Annotated in this window: 20 protein-coding genes; 3 read left to right on the top strand and 17 right to left on the bottom strand. The window is 46.5% G+C overall.

Annotated features, from left to right (window positions below; all coding sequences use genetic code 11):
• Nucleotides 1–342: 342 nt before the first annotated feature.
• The 4 genes from ACI0FR_RS15445 to ACI0FR_RS15430 are packed head-to-tail and all read right to left on the bottom strand — an operon-like array spanning nt 343 to nt 2,401.
• Nucleotides 343–945, bottom strand: coding sequence for an ATP-dependent Clp protease proteolytic subunit (locus ACI0FR_RS15445; protein WP_374834155.1), 603 nt, complete (start codon nt 943–945; stop codon nt 343–345).
• A 42-nt stretch (nt 946–987) separates the two neighbouring features.
• Entirely contained in the window at nt 988–1,344 is a 357-nt protein-coding gene (locus ACI0FR_RS15440) for an SRPBCC family protein (protein ID WP_404907069.1), read from the bottom strand.
• Nucleotides 1,341–1,655, bottom strand: coding sequence for an ArsR/SmtB family transcription factor (locus ACI0FR_RS15435; RefSeq protein WP_374834151.1), 315 nt, complete (start codon nt 1,653–1,655; stop codon nt 1,341–1,343). Before ACI0FR_RS15435 ends, ACI0FR_RS15440 begins: the two co-directional genes overlap by 4 nt.
• 59 nt (nt 1,656–1,714) lie before the next feature.
• Entirely contained in the window at nt 1,715–2,401 is a 687-nt protein-coding gene (locus ACI0FR_RS15430; protein ID WP_374834149.1) for a TetR/AcrR family transcriptional regulator C-terminal domain-containing protein, read from the bottom strand.
• Nucleotides 2,402–2,530: 129 nt separating this feature from the next.
• Between ACI0FR_RS15430 and ACI0FR_RS15425 the strand changes: the two genes are divergently transcribed.
• Together ACI0FR_RS15425 and irrA are read left to right on the top strand one after the other, a co-directional pair.
• Nucleotides 2,531–3,085, top strand: a complete 555-nt coding sequence (locus ACI0FR_RS15425; protein ID WP_374834147.1) for a GNAT family N-acetyltransferase — start codon at nt 2,531–2,533, stop codon at nt 3,083–3,085.
• Nucleotides 3,086–3,230: 145 nt separating this feature from the next.
• Complete coding sequence (irrA, locus tag ACI0FR_RS15420) at nt 3,231–3,698, top strand: iron response transcriptional regulator IrrA (RefSeq protein ID WP_404907072.1); 468 nt, start codon at nt 3,231–3,233, stop codon at nt 3,696–3,698.
• A 15-nt stretch (nt 3,699–3,713) separates the two neighbouring features.
• Here irrA and msrQ read toward each other — a convergent pair whose 3' ends face one another.
• Both msrQ and msrP read right to left on the bottom strand, forming a co-directional pair.
• The gene (gene msrQ / locus ACI0FR_RS15415; protein WP_374834143.1) at nt 3,714–4,334 is read right to left on the bottom strand and encodes a protein-methionine-sulfoxide reductase heme-binding subunit MsrQ; all 621 of its coding nucleotides are present in this window, start codon (nt 4,332–4,334) and stop codon (nt 3,714–3,716) included.
• Complete coding sequence (gene msrP, locus ACI0FR_RS15410) at nt 4,334–5,281, bottom strand: protein-methionine-sulfoxide reductase catalytic subunit MsrP (protein WP_404907075.1); 948 nt, start codon at nt 5,279–5,281, stop codon at nt 4,334–4,336. The genes msrQ and msrP overlap by 1 nt, the downstream gene beginning before the upstream one ends.
• A gap of 215 nt (nt 5,282–5,496) precedes the next feature.
• On the opposite strand from msrP, the gene ACI0FR_RS15405 reads away from it, so the two are divergent.
• On the top strand, nt 5,497–6,954 hold the full coding sequence (locus ACI0FR_RS15405; RefSeq protein ID WP_404907077.1) for a metal-dependent hydrolase family protein: 1,458 nt from the start codon (nt 5,497–5,499) through the stop codon (nt 6,952–6,954).
• 49 nt (nt 6,955–7,003) lie between these two features.
• On the opposite strand, the gene ACI0FR_RS15400 is transcribed toward ACI0FR_RS15405, so the two are convergent.
• The 11 genes from ACI0FR_RS15400 to mmsB all read right to left on the bottom strand — a co-directional run bounded on the left by ACI0FR_RS15400 (nt 7,004) and on the right by mmsB (nt 19,176).
• Nucleotides 7,004–7,783: a FadR/GntR family transcriptional regulator gene (locus tag ACI0FR_RS15400; RefSeq protein ID WP_374834137.1), complete on the bottom strand. Its 780-nt coding sequence runs from the start codon at nt 7,781–7,783 to the stop codon at nt 7,004–7,006.
• Nucleotides 7,784–7,794: 11 nt separating this feature from the next.
• Nucleotides 7,795–9,279, bottom strand: a complete 1,485-nt coding sequence (locus ACI0FR_RS15395; protein ID WP_404907079.1) for a M81 family metallopeptidase — start codon at nt 9,277–9,279, stop codon at nt 7,795–7,797.
• 9 nt (nt 9,280–9,288) lie between these two features.
• Nucleotides 9,289–10,545: a M20 family metallo-hydrolase gene (locus ACI0FR_RS15390; RefSeq protein WP_404907081.1), complete on the bottom strand. Its 1,257-nt coding sequence runs from the start codon at nt 10,543–10,545 to the stop codon at nt 9,289–9,291.
• Nucleotides 10,546–10,578: 33 nt separating this feature from the next.
• A complete protein-coding gene (locus ACI0FR_RS15385) occupies nt 10,579–11,286 on the bottom strand; it encodes an ABC transporter ATP-binding protein (RefSeq protein WP_374834131.1) in 708 nt (235 codons plus the stop codon).
• On the bottom strand, nt 11,283–12,077 hold the full coding sequence (locus ACI0FR_RS15380) for an ABC transporter ATP-binding protein (protein ID WP_404907083.1): 795 nt from the start codon (nt 12,075–12,077) through the stop codon (nt 11,283–11,285). Before ACI0FR_RS15380 ends, ACI0FR_RS15385 begins: the two co-directional genes overlap by 4 nt.
• 1 nt (nt 12,078) lies before the next feature.
• Nucleotides 12,079–13,056, bottom strand: coding sequence for a branched-chain amino acid ABC transporter permease (locus ACI0FR_RS15375; protein WP_374834127.1), 978 nt, complete (start codon nt 13,054–13,056; stop codon nt 12,079–12,081).
• Between the two features lie 3 nt (nt 13,057–13,059).
• A complete protein-coding gene (locus tag ACI0FR_RS15370; protein WP_374834125.1) occupies nt 13,060–13,914 on the bottom strand; it encodes a branched-chain amino acid ABC transporter permease in 855 nt (284 codons plus the stop codon).
• Nucleotides 13,915–13,989: 75 nt separating this feature from the next.
• The gene (locus tag ACI0FR_RS15365) at nt 13,990–15,198 is read right to left on the bottom strand and encodes an ABC transporter substrate-binding protein (RefSeq protein ID WP_404907085.1); all 1,209 of its coding nucleotides are present in this window, start codon (nt 15,196–15,198) and stop codon (nt 13,990–13,992) included.
• Nucleotides 15,199–15,520: 322 nt separating this feature from the next.
• Nucleotides 15,521–16,312 (bottom strand): 3-hydroxybutyrate dehydrogenase, encoded by a 792-nt coding sequence (locus ACI0FR_RS15360; RefSeq protein WP_404907087.1) that lies wholly within the window; start codon nt 16,310–16,312, stop codon nt 15,521–15,523.
• 4 nt (nt 16,313–16,316) lie between these two features.
• On the bottom strand, nt 16,317–18,296 hold the full coding sequence (locus ACI0FR_RS15355; protein WP_404907089.1) for an acetoacetate--CoA ligase: 1,980 nt from the start codon (nt 18,294–18,296) through the stop codon (nt 16,317–16,319).
• Complete coding sequence (gene mmsB / locus ACI0FR_RS15350) at nt 18,289–19,176, bottom strand: 3-hydroxyisobutyrate dehydrogenase (protein ID WP_404907090.1); 888 nt, start codon at nt 19,174–19,176, stop codon at nt 18,289–18,291. The genes ACI0FR_RS15355 and mmsB overlap by 8 nt, the downstream gene beginning before the upstream one ends.
• Nucleotides 19,177–19,183: the final 7 nt, after the last annotated feature.

Raw genomic sequence — 19,183 nt, 5'->3', positions numbered from 1 at the left:
AACGGTGAAAGGCTTATAAAAGCCGCGTTTTTGCATATTTTTAAAATGTGGGATCAGTGTAAGCAGGCACTCTGTGCCAATAAATCATCAGCTTGCAGCAGAATATTGATATTTTGATCGAGTGGACCAAAACTCTGAAACAGACATAATGATTGAGAGCTTTATAGAGCACAGCACAAAAGCACGGCGAAGTAACTTCCCGTTTATCAGCCGCTTGACGCGATCCAATTTCTTAGCTTCTGCGCATAAATCTCCTGAGCAATTTGTGTTCTATATTTAGATGCAGCGCTTCAAAAAGTCAATTTAACCTTCGAAAAGCACCTCATTTTTATGTTTTTCACCTTAAACAGGTGTATTTTTCTGCAAAATATGATCAATTAAGCCCCATTCAAGTGCTTCTTTCGCATCCATAAAGCAGTCACGATCCAGTTTGCGCTCAACCTCTTGATAAGAGCGACCACAATGGCTGGCGTAAAAATCGATTACTTTATGTTTGGTTTTACGCATTTCCTCAGCCTGAATAAAAATATCCGATGCCTGACCTTGAAATCCGCCTAATGGTTGATGCACATGCAAACTGGCATTGGGTAGAGCATAGCGGTGCCCAGTCTCACCGGCCATTAATAAAAATGATCCCATGGATCGGGCTGTGCCCATACATAATGTATGCACCGGTGCATGGATAAACTGCATTGTATCGTAAATGGCCAGGCCACTGGTCATAGAACCACCCGGAGAATTGATATATAGATGTATCGGCTTTTTCTGACTCTCCGCTTCAAGCAGCAATAATTGCGCGCAAACAAGCGCAGAAATCGTGTCATTAACTTCGCCATTCAAAAAGATAATCCGCTCACGCAACAAGCGGGAGTAAATATCAAAAGAGCGCTCTCCTTTTTCTGATTGTTCAATTACCATAGGGACGAGTTGAAGAGTTTCGTGCATCGACGACCTCCGTTATTCACTTTTTTATTGAAAAGAATGCCTTTAGGCAGCCATCATCAATGGTGATTGATTATTGTTAGCTGGCTGAGACATCGGGCGGACGCATGTATCTGTCAGTTCATGAATAATCGTCAATAAAGCTTTACCATCGTCTCTAACGGAGATGCGAAATGTAATATGCGATTCCAGAAACGGTGGCGTTTTCTCACGTATTTTATAACAAATCTGTTTCTGCGGGATGAGCGAGCCTGGCTCGGCTTGCTGTTGCGCCAACTCGGGCAGCCATTTGGCACGAAACTCAGCGATAGTCAGTGCCCGCCATAGTTTTTGCGGTGTTGCTTCCAGCTCATATTCAAAAACAAGGGTCTTGCTTTTATCTGCAACGTTTTTCTCGCTCATTGATCCATATCCTTCAGCAACAGCTTCAGATCATCAATTCGTGTCGGCCAATAAGTACGGTATTTATCAAACCATTGCGCTATAAGCGCCAACCCATCCGGATTAACCTCATAATTAACATAACGCCCGACTTTTTCTTCACGAACCAAGCCGGCACTGCGCAATACTGCCAAATGTTGCGACATAGCTGGCTGGCTGATAGCCATCCCCTCTCTTAAAGAGCTGGCATTCATATGTCCGTTCGCCAGCTTTTCAAAAACTGCACGGCGTGTCGGATCAGCAAGTGCTTTAAAAATATCGTTTTCAGTCATACGTAATACATAAGTGAATACTTATGCGATTCGCAAGCAATTATTTTGAACATTAGGTTTTATGCCTTAACAAGAGCGCGAATAATCCAGTTTAATCCTTTGATATAGCTGGCATCCCAGTCGCCTAAATCATAGGCCATTTGCGATGCAAGCAGCGGATATTTTTGCGCTTGAGCCTGCATGAATTCTTTGATCTGCGGGTGTGTATTATCCCCGCCTCCGCTTTGCCATGCAATTTGGGTGACCACCGAGCCGATCATAAAATTCGATAATGCATAGCCTGCCTGAATGACTTCCACTGTATCAAGACCTGAATGCATCAAAGTTCGTCGTAAATATTCAGAGCGTTCCAAGGCATTAGGCCCAATAAAAGGGCGAAAACCGATCAATGCGGGTGCCCAGTGATGGCGCAATAAAACGCGCCGCCATTCATGCATATAGGCAATCAATGTGGCTTGCCAATCCTCGCTTTCGGGTGGATAGCCAATATCGCCTAATACTGCATCAAGTGCAAGTTCCAGCACTTCATCACGGGTTTCTACATACCAATAAAGTGAAGCCGCGCCTGCATTCAAATTTCGGGCTAGCTTGCGCATCGTTAGCCCTGCCAGTCCTTCCTTATTAAGAATTTCCAGGGCGGCATCCAGAATACGCTCTTTTGATAAGGCGGGAACATCGCGCACAGGTTTAGCTGGTTTTAACCAGACAGATTGCCCTGTTTTCACTTTACCTGATTGTTCCGTCATATCGTTACTTCCCTGCTGCTTGACTTTTTTGCCGTGTATATGTTTATTTATCGAACACTGTTCGAGTCAAGCGAATTACGTTTGATACTGATTGAGTAAACTAAATAATCAAAAAGGCAAAAGCTCGGTATGACACGCAATACACCCCAAACATCTTTGTTAGAGCATTTACCAGTCAGCAATGGGCAGGTTATTTTACGCGCAATGAAACAAGATGATGCTCACGCTTATGCCGCCGGCACTGCGGATGCTGCGGTTAAACAATTTGGCCATTTACCGCTTGAACATTACACACCCGCTATTATGAGCGAAATGATTGTTGGCGCTATCGCTGATGGCTTGCGCAGTGGGGAACTGGCAGTCTTAACAATTGCTGACGCTGAAACTGATCGATTTGTCGGTAGTCTGGTCTTGTTTGATTTTACCGATCAAGATGCCGAAATTGGTTATTGGGTCGGGCCTGATTTCAGAGGTCGCAATATTGCTTATCAGGCATTGATGTTGGCAACGGACTATGCTCGCGCATTAGGATTTCAACAATTGCGAGCCAGAACTGTAATAGACAATCCGGCATCGGCGCATGTTTTATATAAAGCCCGTTTTCTACAAACTGGTTTGCCTGAGGCGGAAACTGCCCCTTCCGGCAAGACAGAGCTCGTTCTTAAATTTATTTTAAAACTATAATCCTGATATAGCCATTTAATCAAATGCAGGTGCAAATCAATTGCAAATATATTGACCAAAATTTATTTTCGCCTATTGTGGTGATTAGCTTTGTATTTTTAAAAATCAAAGCCGATCACTCAATTGCAAAATATCGGATTATCACATGCTTTTCATACCTGAGGAAACCCGCAAACGATTTTTATCATCAGATAAAACAGAAGATTTGCGTGCGCTGGAAATTTCTGCACGCCTCAGAAAAGTGGGTTTACGCCCGACAAAGCAGCGCCTGAATATTGGTAAATTGCTTTTCGGCGCTACACACCGCCACATCACAGCAGATGATTTATTTCAGGAGATTCAAACAACAGGCCAAAATTTATCCCTAGCGACAATCTACAATACGCTTCATCACTTTAGTGAGGCAGGTTTGTTGCGCCGCATCTGTACAGGCAGTGAACGGGTCTATTTTGATACGGATACCGGTGATCACCATCATTTTTATGTGCAGGATGAAGACCGCATTGTCGATGCACCTGCCGGCGATACGATTATTAATCGTCTGCCGGAAGCACCGGCTGGTTATGAGATTGCAAAAGTGGATATTGTCATCCATCTCAAGCCCAAGCAATAAGCAATTTCATTAAATTTATTGCATATTGCGGCGTTTTTTTATGAAAAGTCGACGAATACGATATAATAATAACAAGATGATCAGGCTGATGTAAAAATAATGATTAAGGCTCAGCACTTTAGCTGATAAAGAAAAGTGCAATAACACCAATATTGCAACGACATAAATCAGCCGGTGTAACCACAACCATTTGCGCCCCATTTTGCGGATGGCAAAATTGTTGGATGTCAGTGCTAATGGCACGAGCAGAATGAACGAGATCATGCCGAACATGATGAATGGCCGTTTCATCACATCATCCCATAAAGTTGAAAAATCCATTGCCTGATCAAGCAGCAGATAGACTGCCAGATGCATGAGAGCATAATAAAAACTCAACAAGCCAAGAGCGCGGCGGTAACGAACAAAATTCCAACCAACCACATCACGCAGCGGCGATATTACCAAAGTCAAAATTAAAAATCGTAAAGCCCAAAGACCAAGCGCTTGTTCAAAGGTCTTGACTGGATCAGCCCCCAGCTGATTGACTGCCCCTAAATAAAAATACCAGATCGCTGGTATCATTCCCATCAAGTAAATCGCCAAATTAACAACCGGCTGGTATTTTTTAACGCTATGAAAAGATATCTGTCGCATCAAAAATGCGCTTTCAAATCCATGCCCGCATAAAGACCTGCCACCTCATCGGCATAACCATTAAAGGGAAGTGTCGGCCGGCGATTGGAGCTAAAAAAACCACCTTCGCCAATTCTGCGTTCCGTTGCTTGGCTCCAGCGCGGATGATCGACGTTTGGATTAACATTGGCGTAAAAACCATATTCCAGCGGATTGGCAATCTGCCAGGTATTTTTAGGTTCCTGATCTGTTAATGTGATCCGCGTAATCGATTTAATACCTTTAAAACCGTATTTCCATGGCACGACAAGACGAAGCGGTGCGCCATTTTGATTTAGCAATGTTTCGCCATAAAGACCAACTGCCAGCAATGTCAGCGGATGCATAGCTTCATCGAGACGCAAGCCCTCCACATATGGCCAGTCGAGTGCTTGAAAAAAACCTTTTTGCCCCGGCATTTCATCAGGACGAACAACCGTTTCAAATTGCACATATTTTGCTCTACCCAATGGCTCAACCTTTTTGAGTAATGCAGACAAAGGAAAACCATCCCACGGAATAACCATCGACCACGCCTCAACACAGCGCATCCGGTAGATACGGTTTTCGATGGTCAGTTCTTTCATCAAGCTATCGAGATCAAATTGGACCGGCTTTTTAACCATTCCATCAATTGTCAACGTCCACGGTAGCGGCTTGAAATTGCCGGAAAGTTTTGATGGATCATCCTTGGCCATGCCAAATTCGTAAAAATTATTATAAGTAGTAACATCCTTGAAAGCTGTAAGCTTTTCGTCTGTTTTATACGCGCTGGCAATCGTATTAAGTGCTGCCGCTCCGGCATTCATCGTACCGCTGAGTGATGTTAAACCAATTGCCGCCAGTTTTAAAAACTCCCGGCGCTGATTATAAACACGCTGTGGTGTTATCTGAGATGACGGAATTTTAGGCGGATGATAAGTTGCCATTTGTATTTCCCAAAGCAATTGATAAATATTAAACAATAAGTATTTTAAGTTACAATTTTGAACAAATTAGGTCAAAAACCCATCTTCATCATAAAACGAAAATATATCATGGCTAGTTGCTTGCCGTATATTAAAAATATTTTGAAATTACATATTCCAGCCCGACGATCTTATGCTACAAAAATAACAGATCATTCAAAAGGTTGAGGTTTCCTATGATTGTCGGATTAGGTGCGCGTTATCAAAATTATGCCCATGGCTTTGGTTGTCTGTGCCACAGTAATATCATCATGGAATTGACCGATCGAGTTAGCCAGTCGATCTCAAGATGTTCTGTTTTGCATGGTCTTATGGCAACTATGGCAGCCGTTGGAGTTGGCAGCAGTTCTGCCTTAGCCGCAGAAAATGTGGACCAGCCAACGGTGCTAAAGAATATCCGTATCTTTAATGGTCGAGATGCCAAACTTATCGAAGGCAAAAGCCTCCTTATCGTCAAAAATCGTATTGAAAATTTCATTGCTGCCAATGAAAGTATTGAGAATGCAAAAATAATTGACGGCGGCAATCGTGTTCTCATGCCCGGCATGATTGATGCCCATTGGCACAGTATTCTGGCAGCCATTCCGCAGATGGTCGCGATGACATCTGATGTGGCTTACATCCATCTGGTTGCAGCGCAAGAAGCGCAAAGAACATTGATGCGCGGCTTCACCACCATTCGAGATGTTGGTGGCCCTTCTTTTGCGCTGAAACGTGCGATCGATGAAGGCCGCATCGTAGGCCCGCGTATTTATCCGTCCGGCGCGATGATTTCGCAAACATCCGGCCACGGCGATTTCCGTTTGCGCACCGACGTTCCGCGCCATAGCAGCAATGATTTAAGCCTTTCAGAAGCAGCCGGCATTGCGGCTATTGCAGATGGTGAGGCAGAAGTACTGCGTCGTGTGCGCGAGCAATTAATGCTGGGGGCCAGTCAGATTAAAATTTTGGTTGGTGGTGGTGTTGCCTCGACCTATGACCCTTTTGATTCAATCCAGTTCACGGAAGCCGAAATCCGCGCAGCCGTTGCTGCAGCCTCCGATTGGGGTACTTATGTGTGCTCTCATGTCTACACATCTGCTGGTATCCAGCGTGCGCTTGCTTGTGGAGTGAAGTCGATTGAGCATGGCCAGCTTGCAGATGAAGAAACCGTCAAACAAATTGCTGATGCCGGTGCATGGTGGAGCTTACAGCCGTTTTTGGCTGATGAAGATTCCAATGTGTATCCAACCCAAATTCAACGCGACCAACAAAAAATGGTGGCTCAAGGCACAATGCGCGCTTTTGATCTGGGACAAAAATATAATGTAAAAATGGCATGGGGAACAGATATTCTGTTCAACCCAAAAGGAACTCTCACCCAAGGCAAACAACTAGCAAAAATTGCCCGCTGGTTTGATAATGCCGATGTCTTGAAAATGGCAACCCATACCAATGCGCAATTATTGGCAATGTCAGGCCCGCGCAACCCTTATGCATTGCCTGTCGGTGTGATTGAAGCCGGTGCGGCTGCGGATATGCTGCTGGTGGACGGCAACCCGCTGGAAGACATCAATCTCATTGCCGATCCGGACAAAAACTTCAAACTGATTATGAAAGATGGTCAGGTTTATAAAAACGAACTAAATACTTAGTTCGTTCAAAACTTTAAAAAAGCCGTGTAAATCGCGGCTTTTTTTTGTTTTATCCCGAGGTACGGCTCAGCAAATCGCTGTTAAAAGCAGCATCGAGCCGGCACATAAAATCTTCGGCACAACACATATGTTCTTTCATAATATGCACAACAGCATCTCTGTCCTGCCGCTTGAAAGCTTCAACCAGTGCAATATGGCTTTCCACATTATGATCACCAAACTGCTCATGCTCGGTAAGGCTTGGCGAGCGAAAACTCACCAGATCACGCAACAGACTGTTGAGAAAACGGCAGATGAAAATCAACAGTGGATTGTCGGAAGCATCACACAGTATATCATGGAACTCCGTTTCCGCCGTGCGCCCGACAGCGCGATCGCCGTCACGGTTGGCTTCCACGCAAATCGCAATATTCTTTTCCAGTTTGCGATAATCTGCATCCGTCAATTTGCCGACAACGCTCAGCGCCAGTGCCACTTCAATGGATTTGCGAACTTCATAAACATTTTGAAAAGTCAGTGTCTGAAAATGCATATATTGACGCAATTGCTGAATAGCAATTTCAAGCGATGCCGGTTGAATTTCCGGCCCCCCGTTGGGGCCGGATTGCATGGCAATCAAGCCTTCAACTTCCAAAGCTTTCAGCGCTTCTCTGATCGTGCCTTTGGCACAACCGTAATGCTCCATTAATGCTTTTTCGTGCGGCAAGCGATCACCGGGAACCATTTTTTCACGCGCGATTGTGCGTCGTAAATCTTCGGCTATCTGATCAGAAAGTTTAATTCGCTTGAACTTAACCGTCTTATCATTTTTGCCTGACACTTGATCCATATTTCATCCTGTCACTGCCAGACGCTCTCATTATCTAACGGATAAATCGGCCTTGCTAATTTCTTAAACGAAAACAATTGGTAATTAGAACTTGTTACGCCACCGCTCGCACATTCAACAACAGCCAGAGCCTGAGGTTCGAATACCGGACGGCAATACATGCGCGACTTTAATATCAGGTAATCGCATTGCAAAGGGTCAATATTGGCGCAGTTGAAAACGCCTAAATCCCAAGGCTCGTGCGGCATTTCTGTAATCAGAATAATTGCTGCATTGGTCTTAAATGCAACAGCACGTCCCATATGGCACAATTGACCGGTATAGATCGGGCCAGAAACGACATAATCACCGTCACTTAGCGCGGTTACTGTACCGGTTAATTTAAGTGGTGGTTGAGGTGCAACAAAATCATCTGCGACGATCTTATTGCCAAGTTCAATGGTCACTTCGGCCCCGACACCGGCTGCAAATAATTGCTCGACTACCTCAGGATCGCTAAAAGGACCAGCAATTATATTTTTCAGCCCTGCCTGAATGGACGTCTGCAACACATCCATATTATCGCAAGTGCCGCCGGACATGCAATTATCACCATGATCGAGCATCAGCACATAACCTTTGTTGTGTTTCTGACGCTCAGCCTTTGCTTCGCTCACAGATATTTCCAGCGGCGTTTCGGTATACAAAAAATCGTCACGACGTTGCCATGCCACTTGTGCCACTTCAGCGGCAACATTCTTAGCCAGAGCATCACTATCTGCCACCACAACGATTGAAAGGCCGGTTTCTTTCAAGTCGGCAATCGGGAAACCACCAAAAACTGAAACCGCATGGATGCCTTCGCGCTTTTCGATCTCCTTTGCCAAATTTATGATATCCGTCATAGCACAATCTTCATTGGTATTCATACGCAATGTCGCGGCAAGCATTGGTGGATGGTTAAACGCCTGTTTCGGCTGCAAACCATCATCGAATATCTTGTCGATGATACGGGTGACGTGCTTGCCTGTCGCATACATATCGATATGCGGATAGGTTTTAAAACCAACGATGCAATCGCAATTATCCAAAATATCCTGCGTAATATTACCATGCAGATCGAGCGCCACACCGATTGGAGTAGTTGGTGCAATAGCTCTCACACGGCGTAACAACTCCCCTTCACCGTCATCAAATGAGCGCGTGACCATCGCACCATGCAGATCAAGCAGAATAAGATCGCACCCCTTGGTAACCCCATCAGTGATGGCAGCGGCGAGGCGTTCAAACGCTTCGTCTTCAACCGGGCCGCTTGGATTGGCCGTTGCCGCCAATGGCACGATAATCTCTGCATTTTTGCCCAAAGCATAAGCATAGAAGGCACCCAATGCCGTATTAGAGCCATCGGCAAACTTTGCAGCGTCATCACCATAATGCGGATTGAAGGACTGTAAATTTGTAACTACGGGAGAAAAACTATTGGTCTCGTGGTTAAGACGAGCAATCAAAATGCGCATTATTTATCCTCAAACTGCACTCTGCTGTTCTGCAACCTTGCGGTCATAATAAAGCACAGCATCAAGCAGCACTTGTACACCGGCAGTGCATTCCGACGAACTGGTAGCTTCGGCTTCATTGTGGCTCAAACCGCCCTCGCTCGGCACGAAAATCATAGTCGTCGGCACGATTGTCGCCGTATGCGCTGCATCATGTCCAGCGCCAGAAATGAGATCCATATTGCCATAACCATGCTTGTCAGCCGCACGACGAACCGCTTCAATACAATCAGCATCGAATACAACCGCATCAGTTTTTGAAATACATTTCAGCGAGCCGGTCAGACCGATCTGTTCTTTCTGCGTTTCAAACATTTCAAATATACGAGCTTCCATTTCATCGAGTACCGCATCATCCGGATGGCGAATATCGACGGTGAAATGCACCTCGCCCGGAATAACATTGGTTGAATTTGGCGTAATTTCCATAAAGCCGATGGTACCCACTGCATGCGGTGCATGGGTGTGTGCCAGATCATCAATATAAGAAATCAAACGCGAAACACCGAGCAAAGCATTGCGACGCATGGACATCGGGGTAGAGCCGGTATGAGCCGCACAACCAAACAGGCGGCCTTCATACCAACGCATGCCCTGCACGCCCTGAACAACACCGATCAGCTTTTCTTCTGCCTCCAGAATAGGCCCTTGCTCGATGTGGAGTTCAAACATAGCTCCAAATGCTGTTTCTTGCTTTGTTGCTTCGCCACGATAGCCAATATCATCCAAAGCGTTGCCAAACTTCACGCCTTCAACATCTTCACGATTATCGGCATAATCACGGCTGTAAACACCAGCATACACCCCAGAACCAAGCATGGCAGGCGAAAATCTGGAACCTTCTTCATTGGTCCAGTTGACCAACATTAATGGCGCTTCGGTGACATAGCCACTCTGATCCAATGTGCGCAGAACTTCCAAACCACCCAAAACACCCAAGATACCATCGAATTTGCCGCCGGTCGGCTGCGTATCCAGATGGCTGCCCATCGCGATAGGAGCAAGTGTATTATTACGCCCTTCACGTAGTGCAAACATATTACCAACTTCGTCAACTTTAACGCTCATGCCAAGTTTTTCACATTGGGCTGTCAGCCAATCTCGGACATTTTTATCATGCTCGGTGAGCGTTAATCGTGCTACACCGCCATTTGGAAGACCGCCCATTTTGGCGGTTTCCATCAGGCTGTTCCATAAGCGGTTTTCATCGACAATCATATTAGACATAGAAAGTGTGCCTCCTTCGGCAAACACGGCATGTTAATTCGCTTTCACACCTAAATAGCGGTCGCGTGCATCGGTATCGGCAATAAATTCCTGTGCAGTTCCGTGATAAACAATACGTCCCAGCTCCAGAATATAGTGGCGGTCGGCCAATGCCGTACAAACCGCCAAATTCTGTTCAACAAGCAAAATAGGTACGCCTGCAGCACGGATTTTCTGGATCTGGCTGACGATTTCCTCAACGATGACAGGTGCCAAACCTTCGACCGGCTCATCCAGCATCAAGAGCTTGGGATTATTGAGCAGCGCACGCGCAATCGAGAGCATCTGCTGCTCACCACCCGACAGCTGACTGCCACCATTTTTCCGACGCTCCTCAAGGCGCGGGAAAATCTGATAAATATCGGCCATCGACCAGGGTGAATTTTTACGCTGGGAAATCTGAAGATTTTCTTCAACGCTCAGCATGCTGAAAATGCCGCGATCTTCCGGCACCAATGCCAAGCCTTGCTGCGAAACCTTATAGGCAGGCAAGCCTGCCATGTTTTTTCCGCCCAGCGTGATCTTGCCTTTGGCTGGTGTCAGCAAGCCACTGATCGATTTCAGCGTCGAGCTTTTACCAGCACCATTGCGGCCAAGAAGCGTGACAATTTCCCCCTCATTCACTTCCAGCGAGACGCCTTGAATGATGTGGCTTTTGCCGTAGTAACTATGAATATTATCTACCTGAAGAAAAGCACTCATGCGATATCTCCCGTGATCATATTGCCAAGATAAGCACGTTGCACTTCCGGATCGTCGCGCACAAATGCCGGTGGGCCTTCAACCAGTTTGCGCCCTGCCCTCATTACCGTCACGGTATCGCTGATATTCATTACAATGCCCATATTATGCTCGATAAACAGCACAGTATGATCGCGGCCTAAATCTTTGATCAGCCGCTTCATATCTTCAATATCATCAATCCCCATGCCGGATGTCGGTTCGTCCATCAGGATAACAAGCGGCTTGGAGGCCATTGCCATGCCGACTTCCAAACGCCTTTGCTGGCCGTGGGAAAGTTCACCAGCCGCACGCGAACGCACATGAGTGAGGTTCAAACGCTCCATCACATATTCTGCGGTTTCGCGTGTTTCCACATTGCTATCGGCACTGCGCCATGGTGCCAGCGCAGCCCAAGGCGTTTTGCCCTGCGCTGCAAGACGCAAATTTTCATAGACATCCAGCGTCGGGAAAAGACTGGTCACCTGAAAAGAACGGGCAACGCCAAGCTGTACGCGCTCTTCGGCAGATGCTGGCGTAATATCTTTTCCGTAAAGATGGATTGAGCCTGAAGAGGCCTTCACACGTCCGGTCAGAGCATGAAAGAGGGTCGTTTTACCAGCACCATTTGGGCCGATGATCGAATGCACACTATTGGCTTTGATCGACAGATCAACATCCGCCAGAGCCACGAATTTACCGTAAGTGATGCCAACGCCTTTTGTTTCAAGAGCTACTTGAGTGGCAGAGTTTGGTTGATGCATTGCACTCATGTCACTTCTCCTCGCCTGCATCTGTTTTTTTTGCGCTTTCCTCTTTTGAAGTGAGTGCCGCCACTAATTTTTCCAACAGACCCCAGAGACCTTTTTGTGCAAAAAGCGAAACAACGATCAGTGCCAATCCCAACAACAGCAGCCAGCGCGGCCAGATCACCGAAAGCCAATCAGCCAAGAGCAGATAGCTTGCGGCACCAATAACGGAAGCAATCAGACTGGTACTGCCGCCGATAATGGTCATAATCAGGATCATTTCGCTGGTGTGGTGTTCAATGCTTGTCAGTGGTGCGACACCAATCAACATCGCATGCAATGCGCCTGCCAATGCAGTGACCGCGCCGGAGATGGCAAAAGCTGCCACTTTAAACGCTTTGATCGGGAAACCAACCGCAATGGCGCGTTCTTCGTTTTCACGAATGGCAATCAGCGTACGGCCGAAAGTGGATTGAATTGCACGTAAAAGAAGAGCAAAAACCACGAGGAAGATAATCGCGACATAGGTGTAATATGACCATGTCGATGAAAGCACAGTTCCGCCAAAGCTTGGGCGCGGTACATCCAGAAGACCGTTATCACCACCGGTAATATCGCTGAAAGTATAAGCGAGGAAGAAAAACAACTGTGAGAAGGCGAGCGTCAGCATTACAAAGTAAACACCTTGTCTGCGAATGGCAAACCAACCGACCAAAGTGGCCAAGGCTGCACCACTCACTATTGCTATCGGCAACATAACGCCTACCGGAAGGCCGGTGCGGGTGAGCAGGATACCGGCGATATAACTACCGGAACCAAAGAAAATCCCCTGCCCGAAGGATAAAAGGCCGGTATAGCCAAGCAGCAAGTTACAAGCTGTTACAGCAAGCGCAAAAATCAGGATTTCCGTTGCGAGAATACCGGATTTCATAAAGATCGGCATGATCAGAACAGCCGCAACGGCAAGTAAAAACTGAAAATAAGGATTGTTCAGGGTTTTCATGATTTATGCTCTCCCGAACAGGCCGCGCGGCATTGAAATAATAACCAGTGCCATACCGACATAAATGATCAGACGCGCACCTTCCGGCCATATCGTAGCCATCAAACTTTGCAACACGCCAACCAGAATACCGGCAACCAAGGCACCGGTATAACTGCCCATACCGCCAATCACGACCACAACGAAGGCGATGCCAAGAGCATCAATACCCATGAACGGTTCAACACCGCGAATTGGAGCCACAAGCGCACCGGCAAGCCCGGCAAGACCAGCACCGAGTGCAAAAATAGCGGTATTGATGCGCAATGTATTATAACCAAGCAGCGCCATATTATCGGAGGATTCCGAACCGGCGCGTACGATCGCGCCAAGGCGTGTACCCTCAAGCAACCACCACAACAGGGCCGCGAGAATAGCTGTAAAGACAATCACAAAAATACGATATTGCGGGTAAATAAAATCACCCCAGATGAAGACACCGCTTAATGCAGCCGGTGCAGAAACACTGCCGCCCAAAGGTCCCCAAATAATGATGACAAATTCCTGAATGGCTAGCGCCATTCCAACAGTCACCAGAATATGGAATGTATGTGGCAGTTTATAAATACGGCGCAGCAATAATGCTTCAGTTATTGCTGCCAGTGCTGCCACAATCACTGTTGCAACGGGCATTGCTACCCAGAAACTGAAACCGCGTTCAACCAGATCATAAGCCAGATAAGCGCCCAACAGATAAAATGCACCATGGGCAAAGTTTACAAACTGCAATAGTCCGAAAATAACGCTAAGTCCGACGGCGAGCAGGAAGTAAAGCATCCCCAGCCCGATGCCGTTCAGCATCTGGAATAAATAAATCACCAGAATTCTCCTGATAATGAATAAAGCCGGGCGGGCAATATATCTGCCCGCACCTTATTAATCTTGCAAAAGGCATCAGCCCATTTTGCAACCGGCAGCTTCCGGGTCGAGGAATGATTTACCCGCTGACACAACATCAGCATAATCAACCTTATCCTTCATTGCGGATTTGGCTTTACCTTTCAGAAGGTAATAATCTTTGATGACCTGATGATCGCCGCCACGAATAAGTTCTTCACCGGTAAGACCGGCATATTTCATATCGTTCAACACTTTTGCAATGGCTTCACCATCGGTGCTGCCAGCCTGCACAGCTGCATCGATCAACAATTTGGTCATCAAATATGAGCCGGCCAGCGAATAGTTCGGTGTCTCGCCATATTTGGCCTGGGTCAGAGCAGCCAATTCATTATTGGCAGGTGCATCCACACCATGCCAATATTGTGCGCCGAAATAAACATCTTCGCTTAAATCAGGGCCCAAACCTTCAAATTGCTCAAGACCGGACGCCCATGCGACCACAATTTTCATACGATCTTTAAGGCCGAAGCTGATGGCTTGGCGCAATGTATCAGAAGATTGCGCACCGAAATTCAAAATCAGCAATGCATCCGGTTTGGCCGCAATCGCATTGGTCAGATAACCACTGAATTCTTTTTCTGTCAGAGAATGATAGCTGTTGCCGACATGCTCCGCGCCTTTTTCTTTAAAGACGTTTTTAGCTGCATTAAGCAGACCGTCACCAAACACATATTGTGGGGTGATGGTGTACCAACGCTTCACTTCCGGCATTTGTTCGATGATCGGACGCACCGTCTGTTCAATCGCACCAAATGTCGGCACGCTCCAGCGATAAGTACCGGCATTGCAATCCACGCCTGTCAGTTCATCCGCGCCGGCTGTGGTAAAGAAAGTTGCTTTCGCCTTCGTAGCCTCTTTGCCCATGGCAAGTGATTCAGAAGACAAAATACCACCGGCAAACAGTTTGATCCCATTTTGCTCGATCGCATCCTGCATTTTACGAACAGCAGTGGCAGGTTTGCCTTCTGTGTCCATATCGAATGTTTTAACTTTGATACCGTGCTTCTTTTCTGCCTCTTCTGACGCAATAATAGCGCCCATTGAAGCGTATTTTCCGTTAGCCGCAAAAGGACCGGAAATAGGCACAGGAATACCAATATTTAATGTATCCGTCGCTGCCCATGCGCTGCGAATAAGACCTGGCATAGCCAGTGTGGTTCCAGCCAAAGCAGAATAGGTCAAGAATTGACGTCTTGATATCATACCAAATTGTTCCCTTTTATAGCATCTCTTTAGTAGAGATCGTTATAACTATACGCATAGATTATACAGGCTGTCTATAGGGAGAAATCAGAGGTTGCACAATCGGCGTAAGTAATTGAATAAACTACCTTTATTCAATTAAAATCGTATAATTTTGACGGGTCATACGATAAATTTTATGTGTTATTTATTTCTATTTAAATGAGATTCTTTTCATTTTAATAAATACTAAAATAATGCTGGCGCAGTTATATAAATATTAGATTTATATGATATTCGAATAAGACTGCGCCAGATTTTTTTAACTTTTCGCTTAAACCACCTATTTGGCTGTCCAACCGCCATCAATGGAAATTGTAGTTCCTGTAATGGAGCGTGCCCAATCACCGCAAAGATAAAAAGCCATTTCCGCTATTTCATCGGTACCAACAAACTGCTTGGTTGGCTGTCCTGCCAAAATCACATTACGAGTGGCTTCTTCTTCACTAAGACCGTGCGCGTTGGCCTGATCACGCACTTGTTTTTCAACCAAAGGTGTCAGCACGAAACCCGGACAGATCGCATTGCAGGTAATACCATATTCTGCGGCTTCCAGCGCGACCGCTTTGGTCAAACCAACCACCGCATGTTTGGTTGCCACATAAGGTGCTTTATTAACAGAGGCACGTAAGCCATGCGCTGAGGCAATGTTGATGATACGTCCCCAACCTGCCTTTTTCATCAATGGCAAGGCCGCATGAATAGTGTGAAAACTACTATCAAGCGAGATCTGTATAATGCGGTTGAAATCCGCATAATCAAATTCTTCTATCGGCTGTACTTTTTGAATGCCCGCATTATTGACCAGAATATCAATGCGCCCAAACTGTTGAATAACTGCTGGTGCAAGGCCAGCGCTTTGTGCATCATCACTCAAATCCGCCTGAAAATAAACCGGCTGATGCCTTGCCGCTTTCCCCGCAGCTTCAAGTGCAGGCTGCGCTTGTTCAGGTGTTTCCACCCCATGCATCGCCACCTGAAAACCAACTTCACAATATCGCTTGGCAATCGCCAAACCAATTCCACTGGTAGAGCCGGTAATAAGCGCAATTTTAGGTTCTTGATGATCGGCCATATTCTCAGTCTTTCAGTTCAGCAATATTTTTATAAAGCTCAAGTGCTTCAGGGTTCATCAGCGCGTCCAGATTTTTCACTGCACGCCCGTGGATGGTATCGCGCACGGCAATTTCAGAAATTTTTCCGGAGCGCGTATGTGGAATAGCCTCTATTGCAATAATTTTTGCTGGCACGTGACGCGGACTGGCACCAGAGCGAATGCGCGTACGAATTGTCTGACGCAGTTCATCCGTTAAAGCCTCATCAGGCTTCAACCTCACAAACAAGACAATGCGCTGGTCACCATGAATATCCTGACCAACTGTTACCGCCTCTTCAACCACATCAATAGTTTCCACCTGACGATAAATTTCAGATGTTCCAATGCGCACCCCACCCGGATTAAGGGTTGTGTCGGAGCGACCATGAATGATGTAACCACCAGAAAAACGCTTTTCAGCAAAATCTCCATGTGCCCAAAGACCAGAAAAACGCTCAAAGTAAGCCGCATGATAGCGGGAGCCGTCCTCATCGCCCCAGAATTTCACCGGCATTGATAAATGCGCTTTGCGACATACGAGTTCACCGGCTTGTCCGTTCTCTTGCGCCATTGCAGGACGAGGAAGACTTCTCCCCTCCTCATCAACCACGTCGAGATCCATACCCAGCATTGCACCTTGCAATTCACCGCGCCACACGGGTTGCAGCGGATTGCCACCTAGAAAACAAGCACAAATATCAGTGCCACCAGAAATCGAAGCCAGATGCACATCGCCTTTCCACTTTTGATAAATATAATCAAAAGCAGACGGAATGAGTGTGGAACCCGTTGAAAGAATGGTTTTCAATGATAAAAGATCATGGCTCTCAAGCGGAGTGAGACCAGCATTGTTGCAGGCATCAATGAATTTCGCCGATGTGCCAAATGTTGCAATCTTCTCCGCATCAATCAGATCAATCAGCCGTGATTGCGTCGGATAGGCCGGATTGCCATCATAGGTGACGAGCGTTGCCCCCAAAGCCAAAGCCGACACCTGCCAGTTCCACATCATCCAGCCGCAGGTGGTGAAATAGAAAAAGCGCTCATTGGCGCGAATATCGCTTTGCAGTTTCAGCTCTTTCAGATGCTGCAACAGCAAGCCACCGGCAGAGTGGGTAATGCATTTCGGCACGCCCGTTGTACCTGAGGAATATAAAATAGCCAAAGGCGCATTAAACGGCATCGGCACAAAATCAATTTTACGCGGACTATATTGCTGCAACAGAGCATCAAACTGATGTGTCGTTACGCCGTGAAATAATTCAGGCATTTGCTCAGTGATTAAAATGAGCTGTTCCGGTTTGGCAGTTGCGCAGACTTCACGAATTGTCGGTAGCACATCAATTGTTTTGCTTGCATATTGATAAGACGCAACCGCAATCAGAACTTTTGGCGTAATTTGGCTTAGGCGATCAGATGCACTGGCGGGGCCAAAATCCGGTGAACAGGATGACCAGATAGCCCCTAAACTGCTGGTGGCCAGATAACCGATGATCGCTTCAATATCATGGGTAACAATCGCCCCGACACGATCACCTTTGACAACCCCCATTTTTCGCAAGGCTTGCGCCAGACTTGACACTTTATCGTAAAGTTCTTTGCGGGAAATCTCGCGTCTTGTGCCATCATCACGATGTGCAATAATGGCCAGCCGCTCATCTGGTTCGCGCAAGAGATTTTCCGCATAATTCAAACGGCTTTCCGGAAAAAAACATACATCCTTGATATTATAAGATGGGGCAATGGCACGCTCACCCTTATCGCCGATAATCTCCAACTCGTCCCAGAGCGCATTATAAAATGCTTCCGGCTCTGTCATCGACCAATCAAGCAGCCCTTGATAATCATCCGGCTCACAGCCATGCTGATCATGCGTTTTTTGTGCGAAATTAAAAAGCGATGAAGCCTCAATACGCTTTTTCGAAGGCTGCCAAACAATCCGATTATCACCTGCTTCATTCATCAGCATGCCCTCTCAGCATTTTGATGATGCCTGAAAAATCTTGTGCGCCATTACCGTCATTTGTAAAGCGCTGATAAAGTTCAGCCGCATTGGCACCAAGTGGCGTTGAGGCTTCAACTTGGTGAGCTGCTTCTTGCGAAAGCAGCAAATCTTTAAGCATCAATCCTGCTGCGAAACCTGGAATATAATCATTATTGGCAGGAGAAGTCGGCACGGGACCTGGAACTGGACAATAAGAGGTCAGCGCCCAGCATTGGCCCGATGACGTGGATGCCACATCAAACAGCGCTTGATGCGAAAGGCCAAGTTTTTCGCCCAAGGCAAAAGCTTCTGAAACCGCAATCATCGAAATACCGAGGATCATATTGTTGCAGATTTTTGCGGCTTGTCCCGCACCATTATCTCCGCAATGAACAATCTTTTTGCCCATCGCTTTTAAAATCGGTTCTGCCAGTGCGAAAGCTTTATCCGTACCGCCGCACATGAAAGTTAGTGTTCCTTGTTGCGCACCACCGGTGCCGCCCGATACCGGCGCATCGACCGATAAATGCTCATCTTCAGCTGCCAGTGCATGGGCTTTGTTAGCGCTTGCAACATCAATGGTTGAGCAATCAATCAACAAAGCATTGGATTGCAATGATGATTTTACCGATTGATAAACCGATAAAACATGCTCGCCCTTTGGCAACATCGTGATGACCACATCGGCGGATAATACAGCCTGTTCAGCGGAGTTCGCAATTTTAATGCCGAGCTTTTCAGCCTCTTTACAGCTTACTTCAGAAAGATCAAAACCAACCACATCATGATTTGCTTTGGTCAGATTGAGTGCCATTGGCAATCCCATATTACCAAGGCCGATAAAAGCAATTTTAGACATTCTGAAT

The sequence above is a fragment of the Paenochrobactrum sp. BZR 201-1 genome (assembly GCF_044987585.2).
Lineage (GTDB): Bacteria > Pseudomonadota > Alphaproteobacteria > Rhizobiales > Rhizobiaceae > Paenochrobactrum > Paenochrobactrum pullorum.
The sequence above is the reverse complement of the archived record's forward strand: the minus strand, read 5'-3'. Positions and strand labels throughout refer to the sequence as shown.